Genomic DNA, 19,270 nt, shown 5'->3' with positions numbered 1-19,270 from the left:
ATGATTTACGCAAACAAAGATATTAATTAAGAATCATTCTAAATATGATATTAATCATTGTTTTCTTCACCATTGAACGACGAAAACTGCCATTCATCGAAATCAGCATTGTAATACAAGAAGTTACGGCCTATTACGCGGTTAAAAAGCTACCATTCATCGATTAAAACTTCAATTCAACGATTAAATTATACCTCTCACCCGACAAAAACAACCACTCACCTATAAACCAGTTAGTTACCAACTAATTGTCGTAACTTCTAATTCTAATCAAAAAACGCACTTTTATGAATAGAATGAGCCCCCACATCATTAAAAAACTATGCCTATTGACGGCCTTCTTTGCCTGGGCAAACTTCCAGGCTCAAAACGAACCTTTTAACTGCGATTACAACGCCTACTTGTTTCAGTACAACGACGTATATGCCATTGATTTAGCCTCTGGATCCTCGTATGCGGTTGCTATGGACATTACTCCTGGCAATATCAATGCCGCAGGGTACAACCCGAAAGATGGATATATTTGGGGATCCTTGAGTTCTCCTGCACGTTCTATCGTTCGTATCGGAAAAGATTTTACTACCACCACCTATACTTTTAGTGAGCTTCCTACGAGTAACCGATATATTGGTGATATTAGTCACGATGGGAAGTATTACCTCAAACCGGGAGGTGACACCTATTATATTTTAGATTTAAATCCGGAGTCAGCCACTCATATGACCTCGTTGGGTACAGGAACGCTTTCCAAGAGTTTAAGCATTCACGACTGGGCCTTTAATGCCTTGGATAATAAACTATATACAGTAGAGAAAAAAACCAATATACTGTACAGAATTGATGTCGCCACTGGAAATGTGGAGACCATAGGAGAAGTTCCCATCTTATCCGGTTTAAATTACACTTTTGGAGCGGTATACTTTGACAATATGGGTAACTTTTATGTATCGGCCAATCAAACGGGAACGATTTACATAGTAAATACAGTGACAGATTTAACTGCTGGTGACAGTATTTCATCAAATATATTTGCCTTTGGCCCTTCGAGTTCTTTAAACGATGGCGCCCGTTGTCCTACGGCACCAGTGCCAATGGAAGATTGTATTAACGGCCAAGATGATGATGGTGATGGTTTGGTTGACTGTGAGGACCCTTCGTGTTCTGGTGTTGCCAGCTGTCCAGTTATTGAACCTCCAACATCAAGTGCTAACAATGGAGGGTTAGAGAGTAATAATAGACTTTCGCAACAAATTAGCAAGCGTAATTTTATGCGTTTGAAAAACAATTACAAGTTTGATAAAACCAAAGCGAAAAAGTTTACCAAACCCAAAGATTACGGAAAAAAAAAGAGCAGTAGTTCGTTAAAACTTTCGGATTTTATCCCGGTAAAAACCATACAAGAAGACAACACGATTGAATCAACCCCGACAGAGCTGGTCAATATTACAAATGCTTCGGAAATACTTTCTGTAGACTATCAGAAAAACAGTAAAACAATTGCCTCGATCTTGGCTATCAAAACGGATACAGAAGTATACGAACACACCAAATACATCTGTGATCGTTTGTTGGGTGCCGAACTCCTATCCGTATCCACTATTGACATCGGTGGGCATAATTTTATCAAATCGATCGTTCGAAATGTGGATGGTGGTGTAGAATTTGTATTGAGTTTATCTGCACGTCCTACTGCTGACAATGCTAATTTCGACATTGAAAGTCATTGGAATTTGGACAAATATCAAAAGAACAGTGCGTATTACAATTTTCAAATTTGGACCAACTCTATTGACAATCTACTACTCCTGGGTCAGGAAGTTGTCAACTTACTAAACACCCAAAAGGAAATCAAGAATTATCTATTAAGCCCTCCACCATTGGTATTCGTTAAAAAGGGAACCTATAAAAATGGGAAACTAGAGCTTGAGATTATCAATGTCAACCGAAGTCAATCAGTAACCCTTACTGGAGGATATAGAACCACAGAGACTACGGCAAATCAAACGATTGCGGCTACGCCAATTACGCTCGACAAAACCTACATCAAGCCCGTGACCATAGATACAGGAAGATTGTTTGACATAGGATTCCGAATTGGAGATGGTGTCAATACGCCTGATGACCTATTTATGTCAGATGGATCGTGGGGGTATGACGATGCTGCAGCCAGTACTACAGTCAATGCTTACACTATTAGTCCGAATACAGAAACCGCCAAAAATACCGAGCTTCTCGTAGAGCGAAATCTTTATTTAAAAGCCACCACCAAGGAATACATTTCCGGTTATAAGGCTTTTACAGCTCGTTTCTCACCTATCGACGTTACTTCGTATGATGCACTTGTCTTTGAAGGTTCAGGGACCGGAGAAATGGAAGTACGCCTAAATAAAAAGAGTATTTCACAATGGGAAGACCAATTTTATAGTACGGTGACCTTAACCAATGAAAAGAAGAAGTACACCTTGTGGTTAAAAGACTTTAGCAGAGCTTCGAACGGAACTCCAGATTTCAATGATATCACCACCATCACCTTTACTATGAAATCGGCTGATGGAACTGAGGTTACCAAAGAAATGAACATCAAAGAAATTAAGTTTGTTCCTAAAAGTTCATTATCAACAGATGAAATCAGCAATTCAGGGCACGGCATGAGTATCATTCCAAATCCGATGCACAACGATGCTGTACTGGAGTTATACAGCAACACGGCTGATTCAGCTTCCTTAAAAATCTTTAATCAGTTAGGACAGGAAGTATTCCAGAAGGATATTCAAATTACGCCAGGTAAAAATGCCATTCCTATTAACCGTAAGCAATTAGCAACGGGCTTATACATCGTTAAAATTGAGAATGCGCGCATTGAATACAGCTCCCAAAAGCTATTGATACATTAGAACAGAGATACCTAACAAACATAACCTTCACCTAAACGGTGAAGGTTTTTTTATGCCCTAAAGTACTGTAGACTAACGAAAATAGACCTTCGCCGAATGGCTGCTAAGTTCGACGAAAGCCATTCGTCGACAGTTAAGCACCACCCACCTACAAACTCATCGAAAGATATTGTAATTTTAACTTGAGCAAAAACAACATCCCCATGAAAACGCAAGTATTTTTATTTAAACTCTTGAATCAAGTGACCCCAAAACGAAGTTTAACCTCGTATATCAGCATTCCTATCAAAACTGGGAGTTATACCTGTCGTACAGGAATCGACACCTTGCAATTTGACAGTATTATATTTAACTAAAAGTTCATTCACCGACAGTATTTAACCACTCGTCGATAGATAATTTGCATTTACCTTAGAAAAGATCTATAAAACTAGAATTAAAATATATTTGTTATTAACAGAAACCTACTAAAAACTTAGAGTCATGAATTTAAAAATCTTATTAGTCGAAGACGACGAAATCGAAAAAATGAAATTTGAAAGAGCTTTGAGAAAATTGGGAGCTACCCATACCATATTCAAAGCGAGTAACGGTGAAGAAGCTTTGGAGCGCTGCCGAGAAGAACTCCCTAATTTAATTCTTTTGGATTTAAATATGCCAAAAATGAATGGATTGGAATTTTTAGAAATTCTGAGGGCGGATGAAAATTTAAAATTTGTTCCTACCGTAGTCTTTTCAACGTCCAACAACCATCAAGATATGATTAGCGCCTACAAAATTGGGGTCGCTGGTTATGTGGTGAAACCGTTGCACTATACGGATTACGTATCACAAATCAACAATATTATCACGTATTGGTCTACAAATGAGTTGGTAACCTTATAAATTTTTAGTATATTCATCTAGCAAATAGTTCAATAACCCCCAATCACTAACTAGATGAAAGGAATAGTATTTACCGAATTCTTAGAAATGGTTGAAGAAAAGTTCGGAATTGAAACCGCCGACTCAATCATTACCAACTCAAATCTTAAATCTGAAGGAATTTACACCGCAGTGGGCACGTATGATTTTAAAGAAATGCTCAGTTTGGTCACCAACCTTCACAAAGAAACAAACATAGATGTCGATACCCTAGTCCATGCCTACGGTGTGTATTTTTTTAACACGGTTAAAAAGGGGTATCACGACATTCTAGATTATTACAAAGGCGCGTTCGACATGATTGCTGGTATCGAAAAACACATCCACGTTCATGTACGAAAAATCTACCCTGACGCCGAACTTCCTTATTTTATCACACACGAAGAATCAGATGATAAACTGGTTTTAGAATATCACTCAGAACGAGCGATGTCGTCCTTCGCTCTTGGCCTTATGGAAAGTACTTTAGATCATTACAAAGAAAAGGCTACCATAAAAAGAGAATTCCTTGAAGAAGACGGAACCAAAGTTTTATTTACACTGACAAGAGATGCCTAATGATAAAATTGCCATATTAGAAAGAGCACTGCAAAGAGAACGCAGAGCTCGTAAGAATGCTGAGGAAATTTTAGAAGCAAAATCACTAGAGCTCTACGAAACCAACCAGCAGATCGAAGCACTCCTCGATGACCAAAGCGCCCAAATGACGCTGATCATCGACAACTCTTCATTGGGTATTGTTTTAATGCAAGACAGAAAAATTATCAAAACCAATAAAGCGCTTATTGACCTTTTAGGATACACCCATGAGGAATTGTCCGTTTTGGATATCAATAAAGATTTGACCCATCCGAACGATATCGAAAAATCGGACCGACAAATGGCCCTATTAGCGAGTAATGATCTGGATCGATTTTCTTTAAAAAAGCGTTACCAGTGTAAAGATGGCTCTTTTATTATATGTAATACCAATGTCAGTGCTGTGCGCGATACCAAAGGAAATGTCAAGTATTTCGTAGCTCTTATCGAAAACATTACCGAAATTGAGAAGAAAACCAAAATGCTCAATGCGCTCAACAAACTATCTGTTTCTATTTTAGGAAAAAGAGACTTACATGAGATAGCTTGGGAAATTGCCAAAAGTACTGCGAATCACTTGAATTTGGAAGACTGTGTAGTCTACGCATTAAATTACGAGACCAATATACTCACACAAATTGCGGCCTATAACAACAAATCGAATAACGGTTTTACGATTAACAACCCGCACAGTGTTGCCCTAGGGAAGAGTATTGTCGGAATTGCAGCACAAACAGGTACCTACCAACTGATTAAAGATACCACCACGTGCGCGCATTACGAAGTGGACGATTGTAGGCGTTTGTCAGAACTCGCCGTGCCGATTATTGCCAATGGAAAAGTAATCGGGGTTATCGATTCTGAAAACAGTAAAAAGAACTACTTTAACCAAGAACACATTGAGGTATTTAGAAATATCGCCAATTTAGCGTCTGCACAATTTAACAGTGCGATCAGTTTAAACAAAGAGAAAAAAGCGCAAAAAGAAAAAGATCGCCTGCTAGATAAATTGGAGAAAAACAACGAGGAACTCAAAAACTTTGCCCATGTAGTTTCACACGATTTAAAATCTCCGCTACGAAGTATCTCAGCACTGATGTCGTGGATCATGGAAGACAACGATGGCGAATTCGATGAGGACACCACCAATAACTGTAATTTGATTTTAGGTAAAATTGATAAAATGGATTCGCTAATTAGTGGAATTCTACAGTATTCTAGTATCGATAAGTTCGAAAAAACAGATTATAAAGTACCCCTAGAAGATCTGGTCAATGAAATATTGGATACGGTTTTTATACCCAAAAACATCAATATTTCTCGCCCTAACAAACTCCCTGTCGTTTATGGCGACAAGTTTAGATACCAACAGCTGTTCCAGAACCTCATTTCCAACGCTGTTAAGTACAACGACAAGGAAGATGGTCTTATTGAAATAAACGTGGAGGAAATTGATCAAAAATATCTTTTTTCAATAAAAGACAACGGTGTAGGTATCGATAAAAAATACTACTCCAAAATTTTTGAAGTATTTGAGACACTCGGTTCTCAAAACAAACACTCTACAGGAGTGGGACTCTCTATTGTTAAAAAAATTGTGGATCTATACCAAGGTAAAATATGGATAGAAAGTGAACTGGGCTTAGGTACCACCTTTTTTATAGAACTCGACAAGAACCCTCCTAAAAATTTTGAAAAACTCACAGAAAAAGCAAATTCTGTGGCTGGATAAACCCTTCTTACACTCCAGATAGGAACCAAATGTAAGCGCCACTCCTGTGCAAATACATTTTTCCCCTGTTCCCTATCTATTCTCTTAGCTCCCCATAAAAACAAAAACCTCATTACTTAGCGAACTAAGAATGAGGATTCCTGGAAGGATTTTTTGCGGGGGGGAATACAAACAAACTACTAAATAGATTTCAATAAGTATTTCATCTTACTTAAATTTAGTTAAAATACTACAAATCAACACCATAAACACGATAAACGAAAGGGGAAGTATCGATTAACGACAATACTACATCGATGAATGGTACTATTTTATCGATTAATGGAAATAGAATTTCAAATAACTTCTTATGTACGCAGTCTATTACGCTAGTTAATTTGGAATCTCCTTGTGATGCCGTTTTACACTTTGTCAATACTCAAAAGTCAAGTAGGTATTTTTTTAGCTTCTGAACTACTTTCTCATGACCAACCGCTATTTCGATACCAGCAAAATCCAAACAAAAAAACCAGGAAAACTGAAGTAAATCTTCTGTTTCCTGGAATATTTTCTATAGCACTTTCTAATAAAGGTGTAGTAGCTTTATTAACATTGATTTATTTTCTCGTTACCCGAATAGGTATAGGCTGTAATTCTCCTTCAAACACGAAGAGATACTCGTACAATTGTTTACCTGCACTCAACAACCATTGGGCCATTCGTCGCAGGGGTTTTATGTCGTTTATATCGGTACCGAAGACCATTTTTAATTTCTTATTCGCTTTTGTACCGTGCAACAGTTCGTTGAAATCATAAAAATTATCTGCATCATCCAAATCAAAGAACCCCACGTATTCTACCATCGCTAAACTGTAGAAAAAACGAGCTCCAGCTCTAATGGCCAACGAGGCACTTTGTTTTTTTCTCATATTAATAACAGATACTCTATCATCAAACTCATCTTTTAATTTCGTCAATACCTCCATAGTATTGTCTCTACTCCCATTGTTGACAAAACACAAATGAAAATCCTCAGAATCTCTTAGGCAGTTTCTGAACGCTGCGATGTTTAGCTTGGACTCTTGGTTGTAACAGGGAATGATAATACCGATCTTCATACGCTTCAAATTTTAGATACTCAAATCTACCCCAGATCTGCCTAAATCAGCAAAAAACTCGATTATTTGAAATTTAATTGCGTTGAATTGTAATTTCCTATAGTTAAAGTAAATAAAAGTTGTTAAATTAGGGCAAGTAAGCAAAGATTCCTATGAAATCATCCGTTAATAGATATTTACTTCTGGCTCTCGGTTTGGCTGTATTGTTTCACGGTACGGCTGTTTTCTATACGATTGAAAAAACCTATGACGCCTTGATCCATTTGTTCTTTGCTGAGCACTATGCAAGTAATTGGCAAGAACCTTGGTCATTTAAATGGTATACGGGCTTTAGTGTAATGGGCTACCCACCACTAGTACATCAATCGTTGGCCATACTGTCGTTCATAGGAGGCTTTAAATTTGCGCTCTTTTCCTATTCTTTTATCGTCATTATCATTTTTATTACGGGCGTATATCGCTTTAGTGTATTGATTACTCAGAATGAAGATTACGCAGGATTCGCAGCTGTATTCTCCGTCTTCTCCTCCGTCTTTGTGGAAACCCTTCATTTATTTGGTCAGCTACCCACATTGACAGGGATATCCTTGCTTATGCACTCCTTTCCTGAGATCTACAAATGGATTCGCACTCGGGAGTGGCGCTACTTAGTTTCTTCGATACTGTTGATGAGTTTGATGATCTGTTCGCATCACGTAACCCCTATTTTTGGAATGGTTTTCTTTATCTTTCCTTTGATTGGGTTGGCAGTCATGGACAATGCCTACGACGCCAAGGGGAACTACAAAGAAATTCGATTGATCTTTTTTGTCAAACAACTCATCGCTTCTTTGAGACCGATACTGGCCTTTGGTATTGGCTCTCTGTTTACCATGATATTCTGTATCCTCCCATACTGGATCAACACCAAGAACAATCCGATTACCCAAGTGCCCATACCTCATGGTTCACGCGATAATTTTTTGGAAGTACTCTCGTCCGGCCTGGTTTTCTTTGTCATTCCGTACGGAGTAGTCATGGCCCTGTTTCCGTATTTATTTTATCGTTTTTTTAGCAAACGTCTCATGTTTTTCGGCTTGTCATTTGCCATGCTGTTTTTATTGGGTACTGGAGGTACGACGCCCCTCCCGAAAATGATATTAGGAGACAATGCTTTTAATATATTGACCTTAGACCGCTTTACCTTTTGGGCTTCTATCATGAGCTACCCCATTTTAGGGGAGTTCTTCTATCGCTTTTCAAAATCGGATTTTAAGGACTATTTAATGACGAAATTTAACAAGGTATACTACGTAGTCATGTTTATACTTACGGGTGGTGTAATGACCTATTTTGCCATTTTTACAACAAATTTGGGTAAGTTTAGACCCTCACAGCCCGATACTATTAACATACTTCCTATCGTCAATTTCTTAAATGCTGATATGCATTATAAATGGCGGTATTTAACCCTTGGTTTTGGCGATCAGATGGCTTGGTTATCGTCCATGACCCCCGCCCTTTCAGTTGATGGAAATTACCACTCCGCACGGAGGCTACCCGAACTGACAACCAAAGCAGTAGAACGATTGGAAAACTGCAAATATCGGGGTATTGAAGGTATCGGATCTTTACAGCAATTTTTAGCAAACTCTGAACGGTTTAACCTAAAGTACATTTTTTCCAATGACAAGTTTTACGACCCTATCCTCTTCTTTACCGGATGGGAGAAACTGTCCTATTTGGAAAATGGAATCATGGTCTGGGAAAAGAAAAACGTTAAACCCTTGGCCAATATACTCCCCAAAATTGACGTACCGCTCTATCAAAAATTAATATGGTCTTTTGTCCCAGTTACAGTGCTGAGCCTAAATATTTTTTGGTTTATACTCGTCTCCCTATTTTTTAGGAAAAAGAAACCTAAAGATATCGGCTTCGAACCTACCTCACTCGGCTTTTCAAAAGCTCTGTTCGTCTGGAATATCATCGTTTCTGGTTGTGTTGTTTATGGTTTCTATTTGTTCTATATAGAAAACTCAACCCAATTATCTGCTATCAACGTAGTGAGGGCCTATTACGATGCACTCGATTTTAAAGAATTTACCCGAGCACATTCCTATTTGGATAAAAATGGAGGAAAAGACTTGGATCAGTTTATGCTTGAAATTTCTGTTACGGATGGCTTGTTGAGTTCCTATGCAAAACTGGAAACTCTTGACACCAAAATCATCAAAGAGGAAAATGATACGGTAACCATTTTGGCCAAAACCAAATGGATTACCCCGCTAGAATCTATTTATAAACAGCGTGTGCTCAAAACCATAGAAAAGAATAATAAATGGTACGTGGTTCCCGAGCCACCGAGCCCTTACAAACCTGCAAATCAATTTTTTAATACGGTAGAAACAAAGTTCTACAATCAAGGACGCCGAAAGATTACGACACAGCAAACCCACCACGAAGATATTTTGCCACAACCTGTGGCTTATGTACTGGAGGCCAAACTCATTGAAAATGGCGACCAATACCATGTTATAGGTGAGCTGCAGAACATCGATTACTTTCCTTCTGGGATCAGTTTAACCGCTATATTGTACGATGAAAACGATGTAGAAATGGCCTCGTATAGCTCTAAGTTTGAAAGTAAACACTACCTAAACCCCTTTGAAAGATCTATTTTTAAAATTGATTTTGAGGAAGTGGCTTGGATTAATTCGGATAAAAAGAATAAAAGTTTTGATCCCGATGAATTCCACGCGAAAAAGTTTGACCGAAAACCTGTAAAATTTGTTATCCATGTAAGTACTACAGTGGTTATTAAAAACTTGTATCAAGCTATCGATATCAATGATATCAAAACTGAGGGGCAACAAATAAAAGGAGTGTTATTTAACGGTGAGAATCGAGAGGTCACCATTCCTGAACTTCTGGTAGGCTATTACAACGAGGCTGGTTTAACCTGGGTTGATCACATGTTTTTAAAAGAAAGTGTTCGCCCCCACCGCAGGGGAACGTTTACCTATCCTATACAACAGATAGACAGCATGAAAGTTATTAACGATAGTACGGAGTTTTGTTTTGTGAATGGAGTTCAAAATGATCAAGGGGTCTTTGATAGAATGAATGGCTTTGGAAAACAAAAGAACCAAACGATAATGATACAAAAAGACAGCACCCAACTTAAGTTCCAATTGGTTAACTTTATTGGGAATTAAAAAATTATATGAGGATACTGCTACTACTACTTACGGTTGTATTACTGAGCTGCTCTGATAAAAAAGAAGCAGCTAAGACTGCTTGGAAACAACCTCAAATAACGTGGAAAAAGCGCCCAACAACACACATGGCAGGCCTGCCTTTAACCTATACTCTAGAAAGTAACTCGACTACAGGAGGAATGGCTTTGGCGATTTCTAATGACTACGGTAATGCATTGGTAATTGCCAAAAAACAAGGAAAGAACTACCGTTTCGAAGTCCCAGCTATATTTGCTAACAATTGCGGTTTTCTAAATTATGCGCTCATCCAAGATGGTCATACCCTCCACCAAGGAAAAACCAACATAGCTGCTAATTCCACAACCCACTTACTCGAAACTTACTGTGGTCCTCCTTATCTCGTAGCCTCTCGCGATGACTTTTCAATGCTCGTAGTAATTCCTCAAGATTTTTACGACAATCCGAACAAAGCGCCCTATATGAGTGCCGAACTCTATCAAAACAGACCGAGAGAACGACTCATTACCCATGAGGAGCTCTTGGGGCATAATAATATTTACAGTAGAACCATAAAAGGAAAAGTATTTGTACGTGCATACATCGACACACTTCAATCAAAACTTCTAGAACTGTCAATACTGTCAAACAACCCGACGAACTTTACAATTTCGTACACAAGACAATCTGTGTTCTCCGATGCTAAAGAATTGACCACGTATACGACCTCCGTGATTCGTGATCAGTTTGGCAATATCGTCGAAAATGGCACACTAGTAAGCTTTTACCTAAGCAGCTCTGATGGTACACATCGCAAAGCCTTTGCGAAAACCAGTAATGGGGTTGCCTACACTCATGTAATTCATCCGAGTGAGCCTGTCACCTATAGTGTTAAGGCCTACGTAGAAAACTTTGCTGAGAGCAATACCGTTAAACTAAGTTATAAACAAGCAGAAGACAAATGGAAAAAAAGCGAGGACGAAAGAGAAGAGCCCTAAAACAAATTGGAGTAGTCCTATTGTTTTTAGTGATTAATTTGGCGCTAGTAAGTTTACTCTCTAAAATTTATTACGAGTTTAACTCTGGTGCTGACCGTAGTAAACTACTACATATTAACTTGGAATACAACAGTTATTACAAACCTAAAATAAAGGTTACTGCTGATAATGTTGAAGGGAGACAACCCAACCTTCAAAACGTCAATACCATTAAACAGGATTATTTAAAATCGTGGTACGTTCGCAAGTACGCATTGCTCAACAACGATCCCAAGGCTATAGAAGATTTTTATACCGATTCAGCACAGGTGAAAATTCAGCGCATCATCGCTCAAAACAGTCTGGATACGGTAAGTGTAGGGTCTACCTCTTCAGAACACGACTTGACCATTAAATTTTTCTCGGAAGATGGGCAGGTAGTTTATGTCGATGACAAAAATGTGAAAGAACACCATTACTTTTTCAAAAAAGGGAAATTTTTGCACAAGAATCAAACCTTAAAAGATTACAGTGCCATCCTCCTTCTAGAAGACGGCTTTTGGAGAATTCGTCATTTGGTTAGCGAGCAAAGTAAACACAGAATGACTACCAAATCAAAAGCTCTCGTAACGAAAACACCAATTAAAGGGATTAATTACTATCCTCAAAAAACTCCGTGGTTTGAATTTTGGAAACAGTACGACAGTACAGTCGTAAAAAAAGACTTTGAAATCATCAAGAATTTAAAACTAAATACCGTTCGCATTTTTATTCCCTATGAACTTTTTGGCAAGGAATACGTGTATGATTCTAAATTGAAATTGCTGCAAAAAACCTTGGATATCGCACAAGAAACTGGATTAAAAGTAATTGTCACTTTTTTCGACTTTTACAGTAATTATCAAATACTCGATTATACTATCTGCGATAGACATCTAGAGAACATTGTTAACGGAATTAAATCGCATCCAGCGCTATTGCAGTACGATATTAAAAACGAACCCGATTTAGACATACTGTTGTACGGAGAAGCCAAAGTGACCAACTGGCTCTCCTTTATGATACAACGACTTCGCAGTTACGACCCCGATACACCAATAACCATTGGTTGGGCAACTCCTGAAAAGGCGCATTTACTAGCAGATGAAGTAGATGTAGTTTCGTTTCACTTTTATAAAAAAATCAAAAAATTTAACGAGGTTATAAAAAAACTAAGAACACAAACTGACAAACCACTTGTTGTTCAGGAGTTCGGTAGACACTCAAAAAGCAGTATCTGGAATTTGTGGAGTCACAATAAAAATAAACAGGCCAAGTATCACAAAAAAATGCAGACGCTTTTTAAAGAAAACAATATTCAGAATTTTGTGAGCTGGACCTTGTATGATTTTCCTGAAATTGATCCGGCCATTTTTGGTAGAATGCCTCATAAAATTGGACCACAAAAAAACTTTGGATTTATTGATATAGAAGGAAATCTCAAACCTGCAGCAAAGTATATCGCATCAGACAAAGACTAGGAATCAGGGGTTTTAGGTATTCATACTCAGGGAAAACCCTTAGTTAACTATAGGACAACTATCTATGGTTTATTTACTTAAAATTACTGATTTTTGCCTTGTTTAAAGCCGGGGGGGCTTTAAATAATACGTTTTTCTAGTAGCCCATTTTTAGGAATGGGCTATTTTTTTACCATTCATCGACAGAACTCGCTCATTAGTCGAAATATACTAGCTCTTTTTACCTAGTATTTTTAACTTAAAGAGAACTAAAAATCAACACCTTATGAAATTAGGAATAGTAAGTGCTTTCCCCCCTAGTAAAATTACCCTCACAGAATACGGATATCACTTGGTAAAGAATTTTGCTAGTTTGGAGTCTGTAGACGAAATATTACTTTTTTGTGATGAAACAAGCGAAGCAAAAGTTTTAGACTTTCCACACTCCGATAAAGTAACCGTTGTTGAATGCTGGCAATTTAATAGCTATTACAATCTCAATAAAGTAACCAAAGCGGTAAAGAAACACCAACCAGATAAAGTTCTCTTCAATTTACAGTTCATGAAATTTGGAGATAAAAAGGTAGCTGCAGCACTAGGGCTCATGCTTCCGAAGGCTCTTAAAGCCAGAGGTTTCGAATCGACTGTGCTCATTCATAACATTTTGGAACGCGTCGATTTAGAAAAAGCAGGGTTCACTAAAAACCCCCTACTAAAATGGATTTATAACAGCATTGGAAATACGCTCACCAAATTCATTTTAAGCGCGCAAACCGTGGCAGTTACCATTCCAAAATACAAGACTATACTAGAGAACAAGTATAAAAAAGACAATGTGGTTGTCATCCCACACGGAACCTTTGAAATCCCCAAAGTTCCGGATTACCCGGCCACTTTGGGTGCTACCAAAAAAGTAATGACCTTCGGAAAATTTGGAACGTATAAAAAAATAGAAATACTCATCGAGGCTGTAGAACTCATTCGCAACCGAACCGACGAAAATATAGAAATTGTCATTGCCGGAACTGACAATCCGAATACTTTGGGCTACTTAGACGCTGTAAAAAGTAAGTACCGTGAGGTATCACAGCTAACATTTACAGGTTATGTACCGGAAGAAGATGTAGAACGTATTTTTACGGAAAGTGCTGTGGTCGTTTTTCCATACACCTCCACTACCGGAAGTTCAGGTGTATTGCACCAAGCGGGAAGTTATGGTAAGTCTGTCGTGATCCCCAACATACAAGACTTAAAAGAAGTTATCCATGATGAAGGCTATCGCGGAGAATACTTTGACCCGCACAGTGCCGAGAGTTTAGCAGATGCTATTCAGGCAATTTTAACCAATGATGCTTATCGCTTAGAACTTGAGAAAGCCAATTATCAAGCTGCTACGGCCTATCCGATGACCCGAGTATGCCAGATGTATTTAGCCACCTTTGGTTATGTAACAGAGACAAAAATAAATAAAGTACTTGCCTAGTTAAATTAACTACGGTACCAACAGTAAAAAGCCACTAGAAAAATTCTAGTGGCTTTTGTGTATAGTAAAATATAAGTGTGTGAACTATTGTACTATGCTAATTTTTGTTTTGACTGTTTCCAATTTTGATAAAAATAGTAGCTCAAGGTAACCGTCAGTAATCCAGCCATGAGCGCTATCTGAATCTGAACAACCTGCTCCAAGGTTTTGTGGAAGAGAATCAAAAAAACCACCTGTGACAAGCCAAAAAACATTGCCATGATTACTGGTTTGTAAGACGACAGTGATAAAAAATAATACACAAATAAATTTGCCAGTGCAAAAAGAGAGGTCGCTAAAGCGTATTGGTATAATAAATATCCCAGACTAATATAAGCGTCGCCAAATAAAAGCGTGATTATAGTTTCAGGAAATAAATAACACAAACTAATTAATGAGGTTGTCAATATGATAATGAACTTAATATAGGATTTCAAAATCTTCTGCGGATTACCACCATCTTTCTTCGCCTGGATAACTTTGGGTAATAAAATCATAATAAGCATCCAAATAACAAAGTACACTACTCTACCAATCAGGGCCAACGAAGCGTATAAGCCAGCTTCTAAGTGATCAAAATAGTGTTTGACTATAAGGATGTCCGAATTATTAATAACGATCTGTGTACCCTCGTAAAACGCTGTAATCAGCAAAAAGTGAACAATCGCCTTTGATTCGGATTTATTGAGCGTTGAACGACTCCAAACACTGTTCCTTGTAAACTGGTTCGGATACAAGCCAAAAACAAAAGAAATCAAAATTCCGAGCGCTACCGCTAAGGTAGGTTCAACCAGCTGAAAACCGATTAACACAAAGGTCACACTGAGCCGACCTAACATTTCAAATAAATACGACCGCGATAATTCGATAAACTGCTGTTTGCCTTGATGTAATCCTCGAGAAACACTCATAATAAAGTAGATGGGAATTCCTGCAGCAAACAGGTAAAACACATAATCGTGTTTTAGCTGAAACATACTTGCCAACGATTGGGCATTTAGCATACAGACAATCCCGACGAGACTGCCGGAAATCAAGGCGTATTTATAAACGACTTTTTTAAAATTATCAATTTTGTCGTCTGGCAATTCAATGACAAACTTGGCCGCCAGCAACTGAATGGTCATTGCCACAAAAGACAATACCAATAAAAGGGTTATGAGCAATGCGACATCGGCAAAAATTGTAGGCCCTAGCCACCGCCCTAATAATAGGTTATAAGCATAATTCCCTGCATTTACAAGCATTACGGTAACCATAAACCACTGAGCAGGACTCAATTTACTAGGTAATGGCATAGAAAAGGCTTTCCTCATTATATACGTTCACAATTTATTTCAACAATTCTCTAAACTTACTGTCTGTTAAAATCCAAGCAATTTTTGAATTGACTTTTCCAAAAACCTTAAACACCTTTCGGCGCTGACTGGCCTTATTGTATAGCTTGACCAAGGCGTCAACCCCTGACCTGTCGATACTCGCCAACTTTTTAAGGCTTAAAACAATTTTGGAATCGTATTGAAGTAGCGTTTCAAAATACGACATAAAACTTTGTGTGTTCTCCAGAGCTAAATTCCCTTCTAGCTCGTACTTCCCTTCAAGATAATTTATTTGTAGCATAATATTGGGGGCTTTAAAATTTATATATATAATTTACAACAATTTACCCTTAACTTAAACTAAGTTTCGACGAAATGCAGGTTACTGTAGATTAATGAAATTATATTATTATTAACTTGGTATTACACTAAAGTTAAAAATTATGATAAAAGTCCCTAGAATCTTCATCTACCTAATAATCATCTGTTTCACAACACCTTGTCTCTCACAATCACCTATGCAAGAAGGATTTGGTTATCTGGAAAAAGGAGATTTTGAAAAAGGGAAACAATTTTTTGAAAATTTTTTAAAGTCAAATCCAAAAAACACTACGGCCAAACTCTGTTACGGACGTGCTGTTGGACTGAGCGGTGATCCACAGCGTGCCAAAGTAATTTTTCAAGAGCTATTGGATTTGGATCCTGATAATATAGAATTCAATATCAACGGTGCTGAATGCCTGTTGTGGAATAAAGAATTTGAGGTTGCCCTCAAACGTTACTTGAGCTTGAGAAAAAAATTCAAACCCAATCCAATTATCGAACTCGGACTTGCCAATACTTACAGTAATCTCAAACAATATAAAAAAGCCATACACCACTACCACCAAGGACTGGCTTTAAACGATAAAGTAGTTGGAATTTACATAGGCCTCGCCTATACCCATGTGGCTAACAACCAAAATAAAGAAGCACTGGAAACCATAGACAAAGCTTTGACGGTAGATCCGAATCAAGCACAATTAAAGGGGCTTCAAAAAGATATTCTGAATAAATTACGTCCACTGCTAAAGCAACGCAACAGTATTACTTCTGACAGTGGTGATAATCAATCCATTATTTCAAATACAGAATTGATCTATCCGTTATCTACCACCTTGACCTTGGGAGCCTTTTACAAATACAGAGAGTCCTCTAATCTAATCAATAAGGAAAAGTCTAAACAATACGAACTCGGGGTAACGGCTTCGTATAACCTTACGAATAAGATTACCCTGGAAGCGATACTAGCACAGTTAGATATTAAAGGAGGGAATTCATATCAAGACATCACCTACCGTTTTGGTGCTAAGTTTAAGCTAGCTTACAATCAAGATCTAAATATTTACTATCACAAAGAATATCACAATTTTAATGTAGCGCTGATAAACAATAAGATTAGTCAAGAGCATTTATTCGGAAATTACCATATTCTTACCAGCTGGGATATCGGACTCTTCACTCAGTTTTATCATACGAGACAATCGGACGGCAATTCACGAAACTTATTATTTACCTCTTTGTATTATTTACTTAAAAAGAGCCCTCCTATTAAGGTTGGGCTTAACTCGGTAATCATGGGCTTCGAAAAGGAGCGTTCTGCGGTTTACTTTAGTCCAGAAGAATACTATGTTTTTGAAGCGTTCTTAGATCTCAGCCTTTTTAAACACACGGACAAATGGATTGCTAAGGCCAATGCTGCTTATGGTTATCAGATCATTAATACGGCGAGTCAACAGAGTTTTAGAGCAGAGGCTACTGTCGGTTATAAACCTTCAGCGCAGCTAAAAGCGGAACTTTTTGGTCAGTACAGTAACCAGGCTGTGGGAAATGCTTCAGGATTTGAATTTAATGAATTTGGGATCCGTGTAAACTATCGCTTTTAACAAGAAACGCATTATTTCATTTATCTTATTACACGTACCATTTATGGAAAAAAAAAGAATCTCAATTTTATATATTTGAGATTCTTTTCATTATTATTTTAGGTCAGTTGTATTCTCTACTAATTCAATAAATTGAGTCGTTTCATTAATTCGGGTCTATTAGATCTACTTACCGGAATTACTTCCTTTTTGATCAAAACACTATTGTCTTCAATATCGATAATTTGTTTTAAATTGATGATATAAGATCTATGAATTTTCAGGAACAAGTCATTTGGAAGTTTTTCCTCTATCTTTTTCATTGTAGTATGTACAATGTGATTTTTAGATTCCGTTTTTATATTGATATAATCACCTTTTGCCTCGATGAGATAAATGTCTGAGATTAGAATTTTCACCAAACGACGATCGATATTTACATACAACTCATTATTTTCTTCTTCCTGTTTGGTCAAATCGGCACTTTGTGTTCCGTTTACCTCTTTTTTATAGTCTAATTTTGTAACGGCTTTTATAAATCTTGGCAGTTTAATAGGCTTTACCAAATAATCGATAATACACTTATACTCGAAGGCATTAAGTGCAAAATTCTCATCCGAAGTCGTCAGTACAATTTTGGGAGGTCTGTTTAAACTATCGATAAAATCGAAACCACTGAGTTCAGGCATATGTATGTCTAAAAACACCAAGTCAACTTCATTTTTATTTATAAAGTCAATAGCGTCTAAGGCATTGTCAAATACCTGCATTAGCGAAACGTAGTCTAGCTTGGAACAGTAATTTTCTATCACTACTCTCGCAAGAGCATCATCATCAATTATAATGGATCTAATCATCTATATTTTTTTAAGGTATTGCTCAATAACATCTAGAATGACAATAAACTCTGCTGCTGCCTCATCCGTACCATTAAATAACTGACCCTCAAATTCTCTGGACAATAGATAACCATCCTCAAGATTTAATAGATTTATCTTATGCTTAAGTTTGTGGACTACTTCTGCACTTTCTTTAAACTTTTTTTGCTCATACGAATCTAAAAATGCTTGTTTTTCAATTGGAAATTCTTTTTTTAAGATTTCAACCATCTGCATTTTAAATTCTTCATCATTATCACATATCTCATCAAACTTTGATAAATCGGGCAATTTTTTCATCATTATCATGTATTATGTTTATAAATATAATTCAAAAAAAATAATATTCCTAGTAGAATAAAGTCAAATAGATAGCTAAAGTGGAAAATTTCGTCAATTATGAATACATTCATCAGCACTTTTTAGTAGTGTGAGAACTCTGTTAACTTAGGTATATCGCCATTTTTTAAGCTTTAAGGGCATTTTTATGAATCAATCCTAACCTTGTATTAAAAAATCTAAAAACGGACGTAAATCAGCTTTTAAATGATTTCAATTAATAATATGGTTTACGATAACTATAAATTCGACGAGGTGAATGCCGTTGTGACGAGTTAAATAAAAAAGTAATATTGGAATAGGTGAAATAAAAGAGCATAAAAAAACCTCACTACGAATGTAATGAGGTTTTAAAAGAAAGGCGACGACCTACTCTCCCACCAGTGGCAGTACCATCGGCGCTAATGGGCTT

General features: G+C 37.3%; 16 protein-coding genes. 11 read left to right on the top strand and 5 right to left on the bottom strand.

Translation table 11 applies throughout. The annotated features are described in order from the left end of the window. Positions 1-44: 44 nt before the first annotated feature. The 6 genes from ACKTS5_RS08700 (at position 45) to ACKTS5_RS08675 (ending at position 6,129) form a co-directional block, all read left to right on the top strand. A complete protein-coding gene (locus tag ACKTS5_RS08700) occupies positions 45-167 on the top strand; it encodes a hypothetical protein (RefSeq protein WP_408043478.1) in 123 nt (40 codons plus the stop codon). Between the two features lie 120 nt (positions 168-287). After that, complete coding sequence (locus ACKTS5_RS08695; RefSeq protein ID WP_408043477.1) at positions 288-2,894, top strand: DUF6923 family protein; 2,607 nt, start codon at positions 288-290, stop codon at positions 2,892-2,894. 203 nt (positions 2,895-3,097) lie between these two features. Then, a complete protein-coding gene (locus ACKTS5_RS08690) occupies positions 3,098-3,250 on the top strand; it encodes a hypothetical protein (RefSeq protein ID WP_408043476.1) in 153 nt (50 codons plus the stop codon). 127 nt (positions 3,251-3,377) lie between these two features. After that, positions 3,378-3,779 (top strand): response regulator, encoded by a 402-nt coding sequence (locus ACKTS5_RS08685; protein WP_408043475.1) that lies wholly within the window; start codon positions 3,378-3,380, stop codon positions 3,777-3,779. A 54-nt stretch (positions 3,780-3,833) separates the two neighbouring features. Next, a complete protein-coding gene (locus ACKTS5_RS08680; protein ID WP_408043474.1) occupies positions 3,834-4,376 on the top strand; it encodes a heme NO-binding domain-containing protein in 543 nt (180 codons plus the stop codon). Then, complete coding sequence (locus tag ACKTS5_RS08675; protein WP_408043473.1) at positions 4,369-6,129, top strand: ATP-binding protein; 1,761 nt, start codon at positions 4,369-4,371, stop codon at positions 6,127-6,129. The genes ACKTS5_RS08680 and ACKTS5_RS08675 overlap by 8 nt, the downstream gene beginning before the upstream one ends. A gap of 596 nt (positions 6,130-6,725) precedes the next feature. Here ACKTS5_RS08675 and ACKTS5_RS08670 read toward each other — a convergent pair. Beyond that, entirely contained in the window at positions 6,726-7,226 is a 501-nt protein-coding gene (locus ACKTS5_RS08670) for a glycosyltransferase (protein WP_408043472.1), read from the bottom strand. A 152-nt stretch (positions 7,227-7,378) separates the two neighbouring features. Between ACKTS5_RS08670 and ACKTS5_RS08665 the strand changes: the two genes are divergently transcribed. The 4 genes from ACKTS5_RS08665 to ACKTS5_RS08650 all read left to right on the top strand — a co-directional run bounded on the left by ACKTS5_RS08665 (position 7,379) and on the right by ACKTS5_RS08650 (position 14,379). Next, positions 7,379-10,420 carry a hypothetical protein gene (locus ACKTS5_RS08665; RefSeq protein ID WP_408043471.1) on the top strand — a complete coding sequence of 1,014 codons (3,042 nt, stop codon included), beginning with the start codon at positions 7,379-7,381 and terminating at the stop codon, positions 10,418-10,420. 8 nt (positions 10,421-10,428) lie between these two features. Further along, positions 10,429-11,418 (top strand): hypothetical protein, encoded by a 990-nt coding sequence (locus tag ACKTS5_RS08660; RefSeq protein WP_408043470.1) that lies wholly within the window; start codon positions 10,429-10,431, stop codon positions 11,416-11,418. Continuing rightward, positions 11,382-12,917 carry a glycosyl hydrolase gene (locus tag ACKTS5_RS08655; protein WP_408043469.1) on the top strand — a complete coding sequence of 512 codons (1,536 nt, stop codon included), beginning with the start codon at positions 11,382-11,384 and terminating at the stop codon, positions 12,915-12,917. The genes ACKTS5_RS08660 and ACKTS5_RS08655 overlap by 37 nt, the downstream gene beginning before the upstream one ends. A 265-nt stretch (positions 12,918-13,182) precedes the next feature. Next, a complete protein-coding gene (locus ACKTS5_RS08650; protein WP_408043468.1) occupies positions 13,183-14,379 on the top strand; it encodes a glycosyltransferase in 1,197 nt (398 codons plus the stop codon). A 92-nt stretch (positions 14,380-14,471) separates the two neighbouring features. Here ACKTS5_RS08650 and ACKTS5_RS08645 read toward each other — a convergent pair whose 3' ends face one another. Both ACKTS5_RS08645 and ACKTS5_RS08640 read right to left on the bottom strand, forming a co-directional pair. Then, positions 14,472-15,716, bottom strand: a complete 1,245-nt coding sequence (locus ACKTS5_RS08645; RefSeq protein ID WP_408043467.1) for an MATE family efflux transporter — start codon at positions 15,714-15,716, stop codon at positions 14,472-14,474. 34 nt (positions 15,717-15,750) lie between these two features. Further along, on the bottom strand, positions 15,751-16,038 hold the full coding sequence (locus ACKTS5_RS08640) for an STAS domain-containing protein (protein ID WP_408043466.1): 288 nt from the start codon (positions 16,036-16,038) through the stop codon (positions 15,751-15,753). A gap of 217 nt (positions 16,039-16,255) precedes the next feature. Here ACKTS5_RS08640 and ACKTS5_RS08635 point away from each other — a divergent pair, with 217 nt between their 5' ends. Continuing rightward, entirely contained in the window at positions 16,256-17,662 is a 1,407-nt protein-coding gene (locus ACKTS5_RS08635; RefSeq protein WP_408043465.1) for a tetratricopeptide repeat protein, read from the top strand. 119 nt (positions 17,663-17,781) lie between these two features. Here ACKTS5_RS08635 and ACKTS5_RS08630 read toward each other — a convergent pair whose 3' ends face one another. After that, complete coding sequence (locus ACKTS5_RS08630) at positions 17,782-18,495, bottom strand: LytR/AlgR family response regulator transcription factor (protein ID WP_408044628.1); 714 nt, start codon at positions 18,493-18,495, stop codon at positions 17,782-17,784. A gap of 3 nt (positions 18,496-18,498) precedes the next feature. Beyond that, positions 18,499-18,822, bottom strand: coding sequence for an Hpt domain-containing protein (locus ACKTS5_RS08625; RefSeq protein ID WP_408043464.1), 324 nt, complete (start codon positions 18,820-18,822; stop codon positions 18,499-18,501). Between the last annotated feature and the right edge of the window lie 448 nt (positions 18,823-19,270).

The sequence above is a fragment of the Tenacibaculum litopenaei genome, assembly GCF_964514025.1.
In the GTDB taxonomy this organism is placed as follows: domain Bacteria; phylum Bacteroidota; class Bacteroidia; order Flavobacteriales; family Flavobacteriaceae; genus Polaribacter; species Polaribacter litopenaei.
The sequence above is the reverse complement of the archived record's forward strand: the minus strand, read 5'-3'. Positions and strand labels throughout refer to the sequence as shown.